Source organism: Thermomicrobiales bacterium (assembly GCA_041390825.1).
Lineage (GTDB): Bacteria > Chloroflexota > Chloroflexia > Thermomicrobiales > UBA6265 > JAMLHN01.
The window spans coordinates 12564-29915 of record JAWKPF010000020.1; the positions used below are offsets into that span (position 1 = coordinate 12564).

Sequence of the window (17352 nt, forward strand, 5' to 3'; positions counted from 1 at the left end):
CAGCCCACTTCGAACCATCGCGTACAATCTCCAGCGCCCATTCATTCGAGTTTGCTGCACCATTTCCGAGGAGCACGATCCTGGTTACGCCAAACATCCCCATGCGATGCCCGATCTGCAACGCCACCGTCCAGCCGGCAGATCAGTTCTGCGAGCGGTGCGGCGCGGTCCTGCAGACCGCGCCTCCGGCCAGCGCGGAACCGTTCGAGCTCCCCACATCGGACGAAACGCGCCGCCAAGGGAGCTCCCGCCGCCGCTCGAAGCGAAAGAAGTGGTACAACCGCTGGCCGGTGCGCATCGCGGCAGCCCTCCTTCTCCTGATCGTCGGCGCTGCGGCATTCGGCGCCTGGCGGCTCGACAAGACCATGGGCAACCTGAACGCGGTCAGCACCCTGCCGGCCCAGATCCAGGACCAAACCGCGCAGGACGTCGACGGCTCGCCCGTGCCGCTGGTCACCGTTGTGCTCCCCACACGCAACCCGGACGCCCCCGCCCCCACCGTGGTCATCCCCCACTACGAAGGCGCCAGCCCAGGCGGACCCGCCCGGCAAACCGCCATTGCCGTCGTGCAGGAACCACAACCCACCTCCACCCCCCAGGCAACCACCGAGGCCGTCGCGGCAGCGGGCGCCGCGAGCCCCACCCCCACCATCGACGGCGAATCCCAGGCCGAAAGCATGATGGCCGCCGGCATGACCTTCGATACCGGCCCCGCCCAAACCGCCATCGCCGAAGCCGCGCAGAACAAGATCGCCCCCGTCCCGACCCCGACACCCGGCGCCGGCGTCTTCGTCCACACCGCCGGTTCGCTGCAATCGACCCCCACCAGCGACGACGATGACGACGGAGACAGCGGCGGCATCCTCGACGGGTTGCGCGGCGCTGGCGGCAATGTGCAAGACGCCGCCCAGGGCGCCGCCGTGGCCGCCGGCATCTCCGACCCGAAAACCGACCCCATGACCATCCTCATCATGGGCGTCGACGCCCGCCCCGGCTCCGCCATCGACATCGGCGTGCGGCCCGACGCCCTCATGGTGCTGCGGCTCGACCCCGAAACCGGCGCCTGCCGCGGTCTCGCCATCCCGCGCGACTCCCTCGTGGAGCTCCCCGGCTACGGCGAAACCAAGATCAATCACGCCCTCATGCTCGGCGGCATCCCCTACGAGGAGCTCGTCGTCGAGCTCTACCTCGGCATCGAGATCGACCACTACGCCCTGATCGACTTCACCGGCTTCGAAGACCTGGTCGACGCCGTCGGCGGTGTCACCATCACCGTTCCGGAAAACCTCGCCTCACCCGCCGTGCCCGCCGGGACCCACACCATCGACGGCGCCACCGCCCTCCGCCACGCCCGCTACCGCGGCGGCCCCGACGGCGACTTCGGCCGCATCCAACGCCAGCAAGAGCTCATCCGCGCCCTCATCGCCACCGCCGGCGGCCGAAACCTCCTCGCCGAGGCCAACCGCCTCCTCCCCGCCCTCGAAGACAACATGCGCACCGATCTCTCGCTCGACCAGCTCGTCGCCCTCGCCCAGTTCTACCAGGGCAACTGCTCCAGCGACGGCCTCACCCTGCAAACCATCCCCGGCGACGTCGTCTACGGCCCCATCATCGACCCCCTCTTCGGCCTCCCCCTCTCCTACGTCGTCTCCACCCCGGAAGACGTGCAAGCCAAAGTCGACGAGCTCATGGGCCGCGAAGACGGGTAATCGCGCAGCGCATGCGCCCGGAATGCGCAAGTTTTTCCGCTTCGATGCCTGGATTTTCCGGAAACAGCATCACAAATGCGCATCAACCACCTTGAACCTGGCTGAGAGTCCGTTATACTCTCGTCTAGCCCACAACACATTCGGGACGTCGTTCTATCAGCGAGGGCCAACAATCAGCCGCCGCTGAGAAAAGCCGTCCGAACGTGTTCGCACTCGCTCCTGGGCCAGCGAATGCAACCGGGCTTGGGAACGTGCATCGAATCCGATCTGTTTCACACTCGTCCACACCTGGGGAGGGGACAAGTGGCAACGCTTCCGGACCTGGCGGCGCAACAATCCGATCCAACCGCAACCGACAGCCGCTTCGCGCCGCACGACGCGCGCCCGCTCCTCGTGCCCATCGCGCACACCAACCCCATCTACGCCCGCGTCAAACGCGCCACCGACGTCCTCCTCTCCGCCACCGCCCTCATCGTCCTGGCGCCCGTCTTCCTCGTCATCGCCCTCGCCATCCTCATCACCTCCGGCCGCCCCGTCATCTACCGCCAAACCCGCCTCGGCCTCGGCGGCCACCCCTTTACCCTCTACAAATTCCGCACGATGGTGCCCGGGGCGGATGCCAAACTCGACGAAGCCGCTAGCGGCAACTCTCGCGATCGACCCAACCGATCCAATTGTCAAACCGGAAGAAGAGAGCCCGCTCATCACGCCCATTGGGTATTGCCCTGCGCACGACAAGCCTTGACGAGCTCCCACAGTTTTGAATGTCCTGGACGGCACGATGTCCCTGGTCGGTCCACGCCCGCCATTGCCGGAGGAAACTGTCGCCTACACCCTGCGTGAAGCGCGCCGTCTCTCAGTTCAGCCGGGAGTCACGGGACTTGGCAAGTTTCTGGCCGGTCCGATCTGAGCTTTGCTCAGTGGGTCGATCTCGATCTCGAATACATCCGCCGAAGTAGCGCTGGTCGATCTTGCCATTCTTGCACGCACAATTCCAGCCGCTCTCAAGAAAGGGGGCACGCTGATGGCTAACACTGCACCTACGCGAAGAAATTGCGCCCCACAATGTCGTTTCCATCGATCAACGTCGTCGCACAGCGAAACTTCCGCTCCGGATCCCCTTGAGGGTTGCGGAGCCCCAGGTCCTGGTACTGGAGCAGTCAAACCTTCTATGAACTGGGGACGAAGCGCTGTATGGATATCGCTGGTGCCATGGTCATCGGCTCCGTCCTCTTGGTCGCGCTGCCTGTCCTCGTAATCGATTATCGGACTGATCGCCCGGCCCGATTCTACAAACAGGCGCGCGTCGGGAAAACGGCAAGGCATTCACCATCTGGAAGCTCCGCTCCATGTGCAACGACGCCGAAAAGGATGGTGTGCGCGAAGCCGCCGCCGGCGACGATCGCGTCACGCGCGTTGGCAGCTTCATGCGCAAGACCCGCATTGACGAACTACCACAAGTGTGGAATGTGCTCCGCGGCGAGATGTCGCTGGTTGGCCCGCGTCCCGAGCGCCCGGAGTTCGTGAAAATCCTCGAAGCGGAAATTCCGAACTGGCGCGCTCCAGACGGTGTAGCCTGGAGTCACGGGCTGGGCGCAAGTCAAGTACCGCTACACCGGAACCATCGAAGAAACGAGCAGGAAGCTCCAGTTCGATCTGATTTGTATTGCTCATCGCGGACTGGCACGCGATCTCCAGGTGCTCTTTGATCAGTCCAATGTGACGGTGCAGGTGGTCAAAGAGATTGGTCACCCGTCATCTCACAAAGACGAGTTCTTCCGTTCAGCAGTCGCTGTCAGAACAGATGAGATCAACCATCGTGGCATCGCCGCACCCGGGATTCCTCATCACAGCGGCGTTTGGTGAATTTCATCAGGCATCGGTTTGCACCGAGCCTATTCGAGAAGCTATTCCGTGACTGCCCCTGAGCCGCTGGGATAGGCAAGCCCTTTTCGCACAAGCGGCAATACTCTCGATAGTGGACTCCCAGATCACCTCCCCTGCCGGAACTCGCGCAGCACACGTTCGCGCCCCGCTTTCCCATGCCGCTTCCGCAATTCAGGATCATCGAGATAGAGGCGAATTGCCGTCGCCAATGCAACCGGCATCGTGAACTGGCGCCAACGTTCCGGTCACGCCATCCTCGACCGCATCGATGCATCCTGGAATTCGGGTCGCGACGACAGGTACTTCCATCGCAAGAAATAATGAAACGTTCCCGCAAAAGCCTTCCTGATAGCTAGGCAAAACGACAAGATCGAAAAGCGAATAGTATTGGTTCGTTTCATCGACCGGCCCAAAGTCATGACGACCCGTGGATCGTTTTGGAACGAATGCAGGATGGTTGGCTCGACCGGATCCTGTGGTTCGACCAGACCAACCAACACCAGTTTCGCCTGCGGATAACGTTCCCGCAAATGGACCAGGCGGTGGCCAGTTCGTGAATTCCTTGTCTCGCACGATGCAGCCGACAAACCCAATGACGAGGATCACATCTGAGAGTCTGATTCGCACGCAGTGCTCGCTTGCTCTCCGGGGAAAACTGTCGAAATGCACAGTAGCATCGACGCCGTTGCAGCTGCCACCACCGAAGACCACGATTTTACTGGCGGGACAAACCCCCCTCGGCGATTGCGAATTCCCGAATCGACGGGCTGGACGCAAAACACTCGATGAGCTAGATTTCTATGAGATGCGTTCGGTGGTTTTTGTAGATATCCGTTTCCTGCCGGCAGCGGCCATATAGGGAACCCGTGGATGATAGATGCGACCGGTGCGTTAAAGGTGGCCGCGAGCATTTCACGCTTTGGGGTGTGGGCAGCGAACGATTGCCGGACTCCAGATTCGCAGTTGCTTGCGAATAGCCAGGATCGAACCGAGATCGCGCAGGGGGGTGATTCGCCGCCCACCGGTACCGCGAACGTTTCGATACCCTCTGCTTCCATCCAGGCAGTCAGTTCGGGACCGGGCGAGGAGATGGCGGCGACCGAAAACCATTGCATCCCGCATAAATGAGACTTGTCCTCGCAGAAAAATCTGGATTGGGGAACGGTGGTGATATGGACGAGCTTCAACGCTACCGCCATGCTTCGGTCTGTTCACGAATATACCGATAGAATGCGTTTCTTCGTGCCCGCAATATTTCGTCCCTGTAATCTGCGGCCAGCAAGGTTTCTCGCGGACATGTCCCGTGATCCGAACAGGGTCACGCAACATTGCGATGACTGTTTGCCAGCGCATGATGTCGCCTGGGGGAACATATCTTCGGGTGGAAGCACCAGGGAGCGCCTACAGTAGTTCCAATTATATAGCAAACCGCGTGCCATTGCTTCTATCATGGCTCGGGGAGTCCTTCCGTGCGAGAAGCAAGCACAAAAGCGTCGCATCGTCGAGTTGCTGCCGTATTGCGCCCCCAGCCGGGAGTTGGCCAAGGAACATCACACGATCCATAGGCCGAAGGCGGGCTCGATGCTTCCAGCTGTGACCGATAAACACCGTCACCCACAATACGCAATTGATCCTTGGGAATGTTTTTCACAAGAACGAGGGCGTCGATCAGAATGTCCATGCCCTTATATGGTTGGGCAAGCGAGCCGACGGAGACCAATATAGACTCTTGAAATGGGACGCTCGTAGAGGCTCGGACACGAAATGATCGTGTTCCAGGGCAATGGAAGAATAAGCGTAACCAGTGCGTCTGGCAGGATATCGTGCCGGCAGGACATGACCGCCGACGTACGACACAGCACACGCGTCGCGTACCAGTCGTTGCGCCGCGTGGGTAGCTTGCCAACGGAAAACGGCCTGAGCGGACGCGGTTGGCTTTGGCAGCAAAAACTTCGTGAGGATCACCGACCAATCTGATGCCATATGGTTGATCTTGCTCGAGGGCGCCGGCCGCCACCTCGGAGATTCGCCCTGGTCCCTGCAGGATCACAGCATCGCCGGGTACGATCGCCCGGCGTACATCGCTCCGAACTGCGCGCGATCGAAGTAGGTGTACTCCCTCGGACCGATATACGTGGTCACTCCTGTCGACTTACCGACGGCCCGGTTACTTGTTGTAGTCGCTCATCAACTCGATCAACTCGTTGAACCTGCCCTACGATCTCGACCTCATCGAAGACATCCAAATAGCGCCGCCAGAAGCGGTATACTCCGAACCAATTCGTCCAGACCACTTTGTCTGAAGTCATTAAGAATCGTGATTCGGTCGTAATTTTGACCCGCATCAGTTTACGGCTCCATTCGGATCTTCATCAGTTCTGCTCTAGACTCATAGAGGTTACTGGTAACGATTCTTCAGAAATTCTCAGCCGCCATGCTTCGTTCTGGCAAATCGATCTGTCATCAGAAACACAACTAGGGAATGGAACAGCGCCGTTCTTGACTGTAGAGAACACCAAATTATCTAAGTAGGATCATTAATACGACATGAAGATGCGACATGACATACATAAGTTTGTATAAGTATAATAAAGCATAACTTTCCATTGATTTGTAAAATGGCATCAATAGCCAGCGCGCGCCAGACATCGCCAGGGTAGGGTTAGCCAGGTCCGTGTGAGTCCCACTGCACCTCCCCAGAAAAGAAATGCTAGCGGCGCCACCCAGATTCCAAAATTGATCATCTTCACCCAGCAATCCATACACCCAGGGGAAGATCTGGTAACCAGAAGGACCTCCGCCAACTCCATACATCAAATCTGCCAGCGCTTGTTTTGTCCGGTGGCCGCGGAATTGGCAAGGAATCGGGAATTAGAATCATAACGGCATTCAGATAAGTCGAACCCAGAAACCGATATCCGCCATGCGATGGAACCTCGCTCAGCCGATAGGCGACAAATGCTTGCGTATAGCTCCGGAGACAAGTCGCCAAGCAGCAGCCCCTCCCACGAGCGACCGGAATTCGATTCCAACACGCTCACACTGCCCGCATCGCGATAGACCTCGACGACATCGCCACCATATGCCTTATAGAATCCATAGACAAACATAAACGAGACCACGAACGCCATGCCAACCAGAACGAATTTCTTCCAAATGGCCGGATCCAGAAGTACAATTATGCCAGCAGACCAAAACAGCCCCCATACTGTATTGCTTCTGCTCCCGCGCAGACCAACAGGCGGTGCTGAAGCACTACAAACAGGAGCAGTGCCGCAACGATGACTCTCAACTTCGCCACCGAGGACGATCTTCTGCTACGATGGCATAGCCCATGAACAGTAGGATGGGAACACCTGAGAACATGAAGAGAAAACCCATGCCAGAAAATGCTCAAGAGAGTTTCGTATGCTGCGATATAGCCACTTAAGCCTCCAAACTTGACAGCACAAGAAGGAGGTCCTGTCGCAAGTAGGGCAGCTAGAAGCACCGGTCCAAACCGTTTGTGGTTGATTTCCCAGTAGCGCACTGACCGACCCGACTGCGTCGATGGTTGAATACGATCGAACGAGTGGAGCCAATAGAAAAAGAGTCCGGCAATATTGAGAGCACTCATGATCCTTAAGCCACGGCCGCCAATCGGGTGGGGCGTTTTAACCACGGCGCCCACCAATTGTCGAGCACTGGGAGTCAATAGTGGGGCCAGTGCAAGAAAAAGTGGAACCCGACCATGCCCGCAATCTCCGTCGAATCTGGCTGAGGTTCAACTCCCCTCGCATCCAGCGGACCAAGCATCGGTTCGACCAAGACCCCAGAAGGTCGTGGGGATAACGAACCAATGGCGAGTTTCGGGATATTCGAATAGGAACGCCATGAGAACAGCGGCTGAAAGTCTCAGTGAAAGCAGTCCGTCGGTCATGTCGATATCACCGGAGAGAGCGGTACTTGCTCGCGCCTTCCTCGATACCTTGGTGTGGGGCTGGTAAGTAGTTGCCATTCCTCCGGTGATCAATGTCCTCCTGTATCCGCCTCCGGCATCGTGCGCTTTTCCGTTGTCCGTCAGTATGTGAGAGACGTAGTTGGTTGGTACTAACCACGATATTGAAGGAACTTTGCCGTACGGTTTCGAGTGACCGATTTACTCGCAGCAGCCACATATGCCGACTTCAAGGATACGATTCGCCCACACGGCAGGATCATCGATTGGCAAAATCATGTATTCCGTCGACGATCCTGACCTCACGAGTGACTTTACAAGAGAAGAGACCAGACCTGGCGCTTGGGCTTCGATGAAATGGGCAGACCTTCATAGAGAGATGGAAGAATAAACATATCCATTGAGCTCAGCATTATTCGTGGTACTTCAGGCTGTAGTCCAGCAAGTCTGATCGATGAAGTTATCCTGTTGATCATACTGCTTAATGTTTTCTCGTTCGGGGCCGTCCCTGACCAACAATACAACCACTGGGAGCCCGCGACGCCAGAATTCTGGCCAATATCGACAATGAACTGGTGGTTTTCTCGGGCGTCTGAAACTACCAACATGTCCAACGATCCAGGCATTGTTCGGAATTCCCAGTTGTCTTCAGCGACCTACCTTGATCGTGGGATTCGAATGGCTGAAGGTCGACACCGTAGTACATTATGGTGCAATGAGGATCGGATCTCCATGAACGACCATAGAGTGCGACCGCGGCTGGTTCGCTCGCGGCGATTTTCAGTGTTGCGACTCGATCAATTGCGTCTCCGTAGCCTTCAGATAACCGCAAGGGTCGGGCTTGGTTGATCGAGTTGTGATGTGTTGCTATGACTGTGCGCAATGCGAACTGGAATGCCGGCAATCCTTGCAAGGCCCAGGGTTACCCCAGAGAAATGATGGACGTGGCTATGGATCACATCGTAGGGCCCATTCGTATGGACCAGCCGTAAGAACCCGGTCGCATAGACCGGTCCGAGCTTCGCGTGGGCAGGGCAAGATACGACCGCCGAGCGACCGGATTTCGTTATCGTAAGCAGCCGGCTGTGTCGAGTGGACCAGAAAATCGAACTGAAAACGATCGCGGTCGATATTTCAAGAGCACATGCATCAGCCGTTTTACCGATCTCATCGCTCCGACGACGTGGAGTCTGTATCTTGCTTCGCGTAGTCATATTCAGCGTCTTGCACGATAGTCGTGGCGCGATAGAGAGTACGATGGTTGCACATCCCAGTTGCGTCGTGCCTGTTGCAATAAGTCCAACGGCCGCTCCGGCCAAACCATATAATGGAATCAACGCCATCGATGCTAGAACGCTGACGACGAGCACCGTCAATCATACCCGGACGGTGAACTCCGCGCTGCCGTCATGGCGTAACCGGCGAACGACGCGGCGAAACTCAATTCCGGCTGCAATTGTCAGGATCAGGAGCACATTCGTATAGTCTGGCATATTCCGCCGTATAGAGCAATTGAGAATTCGAGAACCCAATACTGCTGCAATCAAGGCACCGGCCAGCCCGACGCCGAATCCCAAGGCTGCCAGTTGTGCGGTCATCATCCGGCGAAAACGGCGATAATCACCGGTTGCATAGATCATTGCCAGCCGTGGGCTGGCTGCCTGACCGAGCGCCCCGACCACGGTCGTGCCAGCTACGATTAGATATCCCAGCGCCGCAAAAGATACCAAGTTCGGTAGTGCCAATCTGATGTTCGATTACATAGCGGGAACATTGGTGGTGAGCGAAATCAGCAACATGACGATTCCAGAGCGGTAGAGCCAGCCGCCCCAGGCTGGTCATCTGCTTCGGATCCAATTGAAACCAGCTGTTTGCGTTACCTTCGTTGATCAGAAAGTGCTGTTGAGTTGGGATGATGAAGACCACCAGTGGGACCAGTGATCCGATCAGATAGCCAATAACGCCAACCCAGAGCTGCCCGGTAATGAGAATGCCAAGGCACAGGAGAATTCAATGAAAGCGCACCATTGGCCATCGTTGCCTTGGCGATCAGATCCATTCGGTTCTTCTGGCGGTTTGCGCGCCATAGAAGACGTCGCTCAGCGAATCGACTGCCTTTGCCAAGGCGATGAGCACCACGACGACGAGAGCGCTTCTACTCAGATGGCTCATTCCAATCACGATGAACGAAACGAACAGAGCGGCAATCGTCGTCAAAACGCGTAACGTAAGGTAGTCGGAAAACTCATACGAACGCCTGGCATCGGTAGCCTGCACTCCCCGCAGTTGCAATTGAAAGAACATCGAGATGGGGGCAGCAACTGCCAAGTGGCGGCCACGATTCGGCATCGGTGAGTTTGGCGAGAACCGCGATGATCCCCCACGAGGCAGGCATAGACGTATATTGCCAAACGCTGTCCAGGAAAAATTCTTCCGGAGGGAAAGTCCGGGAGCAGAGATGGGAGCGAGTTCGGTTCTACCAACTTCGTTCATCGATCGCATGCCAGGCATCGAGCAGGGTATACGCCCTTCCACCAAACCAGGTCGGGCCGACCCGTCGCGTGCTTGGTCGCAATCATCAGGACGATATCCGTGTCTCCCAGCAGTGCCTGACGTCAATCGGCAGGAAGACATCCGCTGCCTCCCGGATAGTAATACGCGCAACATACGGATCATGATATCGAACTTTTCGGCTCCCATCTCCTGCAACAACGCGATGATGTCCAGTGTTGGAGACTCCCGCATATCGTCGACATCCGGTTTGTAGGCGACCCCGACTACCAGAATCCTCGATCCCTTGACGCTCTTCCCTGCTCGCTGAGCGCCGCAGCCACTTTGCGGACCCAGTACTCCGGCATACTGGCATTGATCTCGCTAGCCAAATCGATGAAACGCGCCTTGTAGTTGAGATTACGCATCTTCCAGGAGAGAGATAGTGCGGATCGAGCGGGAATGCGTCCGCCGATCCCTGGGCCCGGGTAGAACGGCATGAACCGAATTGGCTTCGTCTTGGCCGCTTCGATCACCTCCCACACGTCGATCCCCAGCTTGTCGCACATCATCGCGGTCTCGTCTGGGTTAAGGCAAGGCCCATCGCGGAAGGTGTTCGTGCAGTTTCACCATCTCGGCCGCTTCCGGTGTGGACACCAGCACATCGTCGATCGCGGTCTCATAGAAACGCGCGCTCAGCTCGGTCGAACGCGGCTCCAGGCCCCCACCGACTGGTGTGTTGGTGACATAGGTGGGGTTGCCGGGGTCGATCCGCCCGGCGAGAACGCCAGGAAGAAATCTCGTCCCGCCTCGAGTCCGGTCGCCTCCAGCTGCGGCAAGATCACCTCGCGCGTCGTGCCAGGATACGTCGTGCCTTCCAGGATCACGAGCGCCCGGGTCGCAAGGTCGCCGCCACGGCCTCGGTGGCGGCTTGCACATAGGAAATATCTGGATCGCGCGTCTTGCTCAGCGGGGTCGGCACGCAGATGGAGATGATGTCGGCTTCTGGCCAGGCGGCGCATATCGGTCGTCGCTATGAAGCGATCGTCGTCCACAGCGCGTGGCAACGGTCTCGGGCGCCACATCCGGATATGCACTCCCGGCTGAGCGTGCCGACCGTGCGCTCGTCGATATCGAAACCGATGGTGCGGAACCCCCGCCTCGGCAAAACGCGGTCGCCAGCGGCAATCCAACGTATCCCAGCCCGATCACGCCAAAGACCGCAGTCCGCTGGTCGATCCCGTTCAGTAAATGTATCATAGGTGGCTGTTGCGCTCTTCTCGGCGACCTGCATCGTACGACGTGTTCCTTTCGTTTCTACCAAGCCACGGCTACTTGATAGACCCGCGGAAACGCGTCCACCGTGCGCCACGCCGTCTTCGAATGGGACCTGCAATTCGAACCCGAGCACCGCTCTGGCCAGCTCGATCACGCGCGAATCACATCTCGTCATGGCTGGTGATCTGGCTCCACCGGCCGGTCGAGCAATCCGCAGATCATGGCCAACGCCATATTCACGCTTGACCGATCGATCCGCCGCCACGTTCATCACCCGGCCGGCCGCCGCCGGAACCGTTCCCGCCAGCATGTTTCCGTTCACCACATCATCCACGTACGTGAACCCGCGCGATTGCTCTCCGTCCCCAAAGACGATCGGCCGTCTCTTCCGCCAGCGCCCGCAAAACTTGGGGATCACCGCCGCATAGGGAGAATCCGATCCTGATACGGGCCGAAAACATTGAAATACCGCAGGCTCACCGTCTCGATATCGGAAGAGATCGTTGAACACCGTGCAGAGCTGCTCGGCGCTTAGCTTCGAGACGGCATAGGGCGACAGCGGATTGGGCGTGGACCCTTCATGCTTGAGAAACCGTAACCGGGCAGACATCGACGAAGACGACGCGAAGACCAGCCGTCGCACCCCGGCGGCTGCGCGCTGCCACCAGCAGATTGAGCGTTCCCGTCACATTGACGGCGAACGTGGTCTGCGGATCGGCGATCGATCGCGGCACCGATGCCAGCGCCCCCTGGTGATAGACCAGCTCGACCGCGCACCGCTCGGCGCAGATCCCTTTCTCGTTCCGCAGATCTCCCTCTCTGGATGAACTCGAAGTCTCCGTCGATCCGGTCCACGTCCTGCTGATACCCTGTAGAGATGGTCCAGTCCCCGACAACCTCGTGACCATCGCGAAGAAGTCGCTGTACAAGATGGGAGCCAATAAAGCCCGCTGCTCCCGTGACAAGCACTCTCATTTTTCGATCCGTTCAGACAAAGCAGCTTCCAGGTTGACAACACTCGAAGTAGAGCAGACACTCCGTACTGCAGCGCGTTCCATATCTAGGATCATTGCGATTCTTGAGCAAAGAGCGCTCGACCAGAAATCCCTTCAGCATGAACACCGCCGACTGGCCCATTGGCGCAACAAAGACATAGTGAATTGGTGGGCATGCTGATACTACCATTTCAGTAGCATTGCCGCCCAAGGCATCCCGCATCGGTCCAACTCACAGCGAAGCCCTCGCCCGCGCTAACCGCTACCAACTTCCCTTTTCCGAGCTGTGTTCGCCCGCCAGTATCGTCCGCGCACTAGCGTTAGCCAACCGGCTGATCGCCATACTCATTCGCTCTGGATCGTCGATTTCCTGAATAGCCAGCGCCATCGCCACCCGCAACGCCCCCAGTTCCATTCCCAGCTCGGCGTCCGCGGCCGCCCGTTCGATTGTCTGCTGCATTTTTCCTGAGAACAGAACGGTGAAATCCCCGCTCTCCACCCGCTTTCTGCGGAATCGCCCCACCGCCGCCTTCTTCTTTTGCTTGTCCGTAATCCGCCCCATCCGCTCCATCTCACGGGTCAGCATCCGCAGCTCTTTGCTCCCCGCCTCCCCCACCGCCGTCGAATGGTGGTACCCGCAGAACAAGCTTCGGCTGATCGCCCATCCGCATTCCGGCATCGCGCACTGCCGCTCCTTCAACCCTCCAGCGCACCTGTCGTCAGCAATACCCACCCCTGATGCTCCAGAATCCACCGCTGCCGCACTCTGGCGCGGCGCAGATGGGTCAAGGGCTTTCCGCTCCGCCCACTGCCCATCGAGCCCGCACGCCGCGCTCCCCGCCTGCTTGTTCCGATAAGCCCGTCCCATGAAACAACCTCCCCCATTTCCCGCATTTCCCACTTCCCGTTTCCGCTCCGGGTGCGGCTCACAATTTGGTACTGGGCTGGCTTGCCGCCCGGTCGGTGGTGCCGTATTTGCGGGCGTAGTCCTTCTTGTAGGGATGGGACGCATTGGGTTTGCCGTTGGTGAAATAGGGATTGGCTCCGCCGAGCTTGGCCAGGGTGGTCCGGAGCGACAGCCGCTGGCCGCGGACGGGCGCTGGGTGCCCCGGACATGGATCGACGATGGGCCGCTGGCGCTGTACGGTGCGCTGCTGCACCACCTGCGCCCAGCCCTCCGCCCAGCGTTGACTACACAGCATCCCACGCAGCGCCAGCAGCGCATTGGCATGCGCCACCGTCCAATGCATCCCGGCCCTTTGATGGCCCGACCACGACCTGCGCCGACAATACCGCTACCAATGGGATACCCTGCGCAAGAGGCGGTCGGCCAGGCCAGGTGCGCCAATCGGGTGCGCAGATACTCCACCTGCCGCATCACCCGATACGCCTGGTGGGATCAACGCGTGGTGACCGGCAATTGACTCACGGCCTGGTAGACCACTGCCGCCGACCCCTCCCGCAGTTCGGTGCACTGCGCAGCCAATCGTCCGCCGCCACAACCTGGACCAAACACGCCTGGGCCGCCCGGGTCAGATGTTCCACGGCATGGGGATAGTCCAAGATGCGCACTGCATGGGGCAGATGGTAATCGTAGACCTGCTGGCACCAGGCCGCTCCATCGACCACGGCCACCACCGTCTCGGCGGCAAAGGTGCCCCGGCGATGCAGTTCTGCCGTGGTCACCTGCACAAACGCCTCGAGCGGGGCAATGCGCGCAACATACGACAGCTGCCGGGCATGACCATCACCATTGGTCAGATCCCCAATGACCATGGTCTTGACCTCGCGCCACTCGCCACCCACGATCGGTACCATCGCGCCATCGACACTGACCTGTTGGCAGCGGGCACCGACCGGGTCCGGTGGCAGGTCACGGGTGATGCGCTCGGCCGCAGCCTGCTCCGCGTGCACGAGGGCGTCGCCGGCGGTTTCGGTCAACCGTTGCACACTGGCGCGCGAGACGGAGACGCGTCCGACCATCTGCAGGATCGGGGACCTGCCCAAACGGCACCATACTCCCCAACCGCACCACCACCCGCTGAATCCGGGGACTCCATTTGCCCGGCAGCAGTCCCAACGCCTCATCCAGGGGAAAAGCTCGCGCCCACAGGCCGAGCAGCGTCCCCGTTCGTGTGATCGTCAGACCCGTCGTGCCTTGGGTCACCACCGTGCGCTGCGCCTGCCCAATGGCTCAGGAGCGCCGCCCCACAGTCGGGACACTGTGGGGGCGGGCCGCCCCTGGAATCCCGCAATGGGTGCGCAGCCACCTGCGCGGCAAGCAGGTCGCGCCGCAGCTCTGACAACGCGGTGTCAACCGCGTCTTCCAGCTCGGTGAAGGTAGCATCCGGGGAATCGGCACGGAACGCCTGCAGTGCCTCGGCAATCTGCCGGGCGCGCTCGGCCAGCTGGTCAGGATCGGGGGACACAGCCATCGGGACCTCCCGGGGAGACGACGCGGGGGCGTCCATCTTAGGTCATCACGTTCCGCTCCGCTGCGAGATGGTCGCGATTACCAAAATCTGCCGCACCCTTCCGCTCCGTCACCCTTGACAAAACAGAACGCATGTTCTATTCTAGCACACAAGCGGCAATATCGGCGGACAGATGCATGCCTGGGCAGTGCCCCAGTGCTACCCGCCCGGCTCCCCGCCGTCACCCAAGGCTCCATGCGCGGACCGATCCAAAAAACGGTGATCGCTCATCGAGAAAATCAAGATGCTCTGCATCCGTCCAGGGCGAAGCCATACCCGTCTCGTCCTCCCGGCCCGAGGAGAGTGGTCCCCAATTTCTGACGCAAGCCGTTCGCAGGTGCCCACTTCGCGCAAAACCCTCGCCAATCGCGCGCCCATCCGCCGCCTGCCGCCCGCTCGCCGCCCCGCCAACGCTTGACATCGCACAGCAATCGCCTACCATTCATACACGCCCCCTCGCGAAAGGAACCCATCGTGCGCGTCCGTCTGGCCCTCCTCTCCATACTCGTCGCATCCCTCCTCGTCGCAGCCGCCGCGCCAAGCCAAACCCGCGCCCAAACCATCGATCTCGCCGCCGCCAGCAGCGTCGCCCAGCAACTCTCCGTCCTCGAATCCCAATCCGCCTGGAACGCCCTCTACGACCAGCTCCATCCCGATTCCCAGCTCACCGTCGATCGCGCCACCGTCGCCTACTGGTACCAAACCTACTTCGCCCCAAACGGCCCAAACCCCGCCCAAATCACCGGCGCCGCCCTCGTCTCCTGGACCTGGCCCGTCACCGGCCGCACCTACCCCCAAACCGCCGAAATCGCCTACACCCAAACCTTCGCAAACGGCGCCACCGTCGATGAAATCGTCCGCCTCGTCCCCGCCGCCGATGGCTCCTGGCGCTGGTTCTTCGGCCGCAGCCCAGAGTTCATCCAGCAAATCACCCTCGAAGCCGGCCAGGCCCTCGATCCCCTCCCCATCCCCGATCGCACCGGCGTCCCCCCCGCGCAGCTCTTCGCCGAAGCCATCGCATCCATCACCGCCGTCGCCCCCGCCTGCTTCATCGCCGCCGGAACCACCGCCGCCCCCGCCTCCATCGGCTTCGATTCCCTCAGCAGCAACGCCTCCGAGTCCGGCGCCCGCCCAGAATTCATCAGCTACATGCCCGCCGGCGGCAGCGGCTTCCCCGATCTCGTCATCAACGCCCTCGTCCTCGCCAACGGCGAAACCCCCGAAACCGTCGCCCGCAAAATCGACGCCTCCCAGCTCACCTGGGAAGGCCCCCCAGGCTCGGCCGCGCCCCGCGCCTTCGTCGCCGATCTCGCCCCCGCCTCCGACTACCTCATCACCTACTACGAGGAATACTCCGAAGCCACCGGCTACATGCCCGTCCTCACCTGGGGCCCGGTCGGATCCAACAACCTCTTCACCGTCGTCGGGCCCGCCGCCGGCCTGATCAACGGACTCGTGGCAGAATGGAGCTTCAACGCCTTGACCACCTGTCTCGCGTGACCATCAGCCGGAGCAACTCGCGTGCAACTCGATCCTGAATCCCGCCGGCGCGCCCTGAACCAGCTCGCCGACCCCTATCTCGACGTCGCGCTCGAAAACATCGTGCGCGAATATCCCATCTACCCCTGGTACATCGCCACCGGACCCGGCGCCTATCCCACGCATCGGGAAGCCCACCCCGTCTTCTTCGGCAGCTTCGATTGGCATTCCTGCGTGGAAATGCACTGGGTCATCATGCGGCTCCTCCGGCTCGTGCCCGAAGCCAAACTGGCGGCCCACGCCGCCCACCAGCTCGATACGCTGATCACCCCGGTAGGCATGGAGCGGGAACGCGCCTTCTTTCTCGATCCCGCCCTCGGCTCCTTCGAGCGGCCATATGGCTGGGGGTGGTACCTCGCCCTCGCCGCCGAAGCGCAGCGGCTCGAATCCAGCTCCGCAACCCGCTGGGCAGAACTGCTGCGCCCGCTCGCCGAAACCCTGGAGGCCAAATTCGTCGCCTGGCTTCCGAATCTCACCTACCCGCAGCGGGTTGGCATGCATCCAAATACTGCTTTCGCCTTGATCCTCGCTCGCCCCTGGGCGCTCTTGCGCGCACGCGAGGGCGACTCAACCCTCCTCGACCAAATCGAGATGTCCGCCTTCCGCTTCTTCCTGCGTGACGTCGACTACCCCGCCCACTACGAACCCTCGGGCGCCGACTTCCTCTCCCCGGCTCTGACCGAGGCAGTGCTCATGAGTCATGTGCTCGATCGGTCAGACTTCTTCCCCTGGTTCGATGCCTTCCTTCCCACCCTGCCGGAAAACCCAACGGCCATTCTCACACCAGCGTCGGTTTCCGATCCCACCGATGGCCAAATTGCCCATTTGCACGGACTGAATGTGAGCCGCGCCTGGGGCTGGATGACCCTCGCTGAGACCCTTCCGCCGGACGATCCGCGCCGCCCCGCCATGATCGATGCTGCCCAACGGCATGCCGCGGCATCGCTGCCCTTCGTGACCGGCAGCGATTACGCCGTGCAACACTGGCTGGCCGTCTACGCGGTGCTGCTGTTGACCCTCGACGACTTCAGCTAGCGACAACC

General features: G+C 60.1%; 14 protein-coding genes and 1 pseudogene. 5 read left to right on the forward strand and 10 right to left on the reverse strand.

Annotated features, from left to right (window positions below; genetic code table 11):
- The first annotated feature begins 101 nt into the window (after positions 1–101).
- The gene (locus R2855_11950; protein MEZ4531721.1) at positions 102–1709 is read left to right on the forward strand and encodes an LCP family protein; all 1608 of its coding nucleotides are present in this window, start codon (positions 102–104) and stop codon (positions 1707–1709) included.
- Between the two features lie 156 nt (positions 1710–1865).
- Here the strand turns inward: R2855_11950 and R2855_11955 are convergent, their stop codons facing one another.
- On the reverse strand, positions 1866–2465 hold the full coding sequence (locus R2855_11955) for a hypothetical protein (GenBank protein ID MEZ4531722.1): 600 nt from the start codon (positions 2463–2465) through the stop codon (positions 1866–1868).
- A 25-nt stretch (positions 2466–2490) separates the two neighbouring features.
- Here R2855_11955 and R2855_11960 point away from each other — a divergent pair, with 25 nt between their 5' ends.
- Both R2855_11960 and R2855_11965 read left to right on the forward strand, forming a co-directional pair.
- Positions 2491–2619 carry a sugar transferase gene (locus R2855_11960; protein MEZ4531723.1) on the forward strand — a complete coding sequence of 43 codons (129 nt, stop codon included), beginning with the start codon at positions 2491–2493 and terminating at the stop codon, positions 2617–2619.
- A 376-nt stretch (positions 2620–2995) separates the two neighbouring features.
- Positions 2996–3418, forward strand: a complete 423-nt coding sequence (locus R2855_11965) for a sugar transferase (protein ID MEZ4531724.1) — start codon at positions 2996–2998, stop codon at positions 3416–3418.
- Between the two features lie 355 nt (positions 3419–3773).
- Here R2855_11965 and R2855_11970 read toward each other — a convergent pair whose 3' ends face one another.
- The 9 genes and pseudogenes from R2855_11970 to R2855_12010 all read right to left on the reverse strand — a co-directional run bounded on the left by R2855_11970 (position 3774) and on the right by R2855_12010 (position 14731).
- Positions 3774–4202 carry a glycosyltransferase gene (locus R2855_11970; protein ID MEZ4531725.1) on the reverse strand — a complete coding sequence of 143 codons (429 nt, stop codon included), beginning with the start codon at positions 4200–4202 and terminating at the stop codon, positions 3774–3776.
- A 4707-nt stretch (positions 4203–8909) separates the two neighbouring features.
- Positions 8910–9278 carry a hypothetical protein gene (locus R2855_11975; protein ID MEZ4531726.1) on the reverse strand — a complete coding sequence of 123 codons (369 nt, stop codon included), beginning with the start codon at positions 9276–9278 and terminating at the stop codon, positions 8910–8912.
- Positions 9279–9582: 304 nt separating this feature from the next.
- Positions 9583–9861, reverse strand: coding sequence for a hypothetical protein (locus R2855_11980; GenBank protein ID MEZ4531727.1), 279 nt, complete (start codon positions 9859–9861; stop codon positions 9583–9585).
- Positions 9862–10310: 449 nt separating this feature from the next.
- Positions 10311–10625 (reverse strand): annotated as a pseudogene (locus tag R2855_11985) (hypothetical protein).
- A 1254-nt stretch (positions 10626–11879) separates the two neighbouring features.
- The gene (locus tag R2855_11990; protein ID MEZ4531728.1) at positions 11880–12209 is read right to left on the reverse strand and encodes a GDP-mannose 4,6-dehydratase; all 330 of its coding nucleotides are present in this window, start codon (positions 12207–12209) and stop codon (positions 11880–11882) included.
- A 349-nt stretch (positions 12210–12558) separates the two neighbouring features.
- On the reverse strand, positions 12559–12996 hold the full coding sequence (locus R2855_11995) for a hypothetical protein (protein MEZ4531729.1): 438 nt from the start codon (positions 12994–12996) through the stop codon (positions 12559–12561).
- A 226-nt stretch (positions 12997–13222) separates the two neighbouring features.
- Positions 13223–13534: a hypothetical protein gene (locus tag R2855_12000; GenBank protein ID MEZ4531730.1), complete on the reverse strand. Its 312-nt coding sequence runs from the start codon at positions 13532–13534 to the stop codon at positions 13223–13225.
- Between the two features lie 187 nt (positions 13535–13721).
- On the reverse strand, positions 13722–14279 hold the full coding sequence (locus tag R2855_12005) for a hypothetical protein (protein ID MEZ4531731.1): 558 nt from the start codon (positions 14277–14279) through the stop codon (positions 13722–13724).
- A 101-nt stretch (positions 14280–14380) separates the two neighbouring features.
- Positions 14381–14731 (reverse strand): hypothetical protein, encoded by a 351-nt coding sequence (locus R2855_12010; GenBank protein MEZ4531732.1) that lies wholly within the window; start codon positions 14729–14731, stop codon positions 14381–14383.
- Between the two features lie 513 nt (positions 14732–15244).
- Here R2855_12010 and R2855_12015 point away from each other — a divergent pair.
- Together R2855_12015 and R2855_12020 are read left to right on the forward strand one after the other, a co-directional pair.
- A complete protein-coding gene (locus R2855_12015; GenBank protein MEZ4531733.1) occupies positions 15245–16270 on the forward strand; it encodes a hypothetical protein in 1026 nt (341 codons plus the stop codon).
- Between the two features lie 21 nt (positions 16271–16291).
- Positions 16292–17344 carry a DUF2891 domain-containing protein gene (locus R2855_12020; GenBank protein MEZ4531734.1) on the forward strand — a complete coding sequence of 351 codons (1053 nt, stop codon included), beginning with the start codon at positions 16292–16294 and terminating at the stop codon, positions 17342–17344.
- Positions 17345–17352 lie beyond the last annotated feature (8 nt).

Excerpts from the sequence above, each read along its gene's own strand:
- R2855_11950 (MEZ4531721.1), top strand. The coding sequence starts at position 102 with ATGCGATGCCCGATCTGCAACGCCACCGTCCAGCCGGCAGATCAGTTC.
- R2855_11960 (MEZ4531723.1), top strand. The coding sequence starts at position 2,491 with ATGTCCCTGGTCGGTCCACGCCCGCCATTGCCGGAGGAAACTGTCGCC.
- R2855_12010 (MEZ4531732.1), bottom strand. The coding sequence starts at position 14,731 with ATGGCTGTGTCCCCCGATCCTGACCAGCTGGCCGAGCGCGCCCGGCAG.
- R2855_11990 (MEZ4531728.1), bottom strand. The coding sequence starts at position 12,209 with ATGGTCACGAGGTTGTCGGGGACTGGACCATCTCTACAGGGTATCAGC.
- R2855_12005 (MEZ4531731.1), bottom strand. The coding sequence starts at position 14,279 with ATGGTCGGACGCGTCTCCGTCTCGCGCGCCAGTGTGCAACGGTTGACC.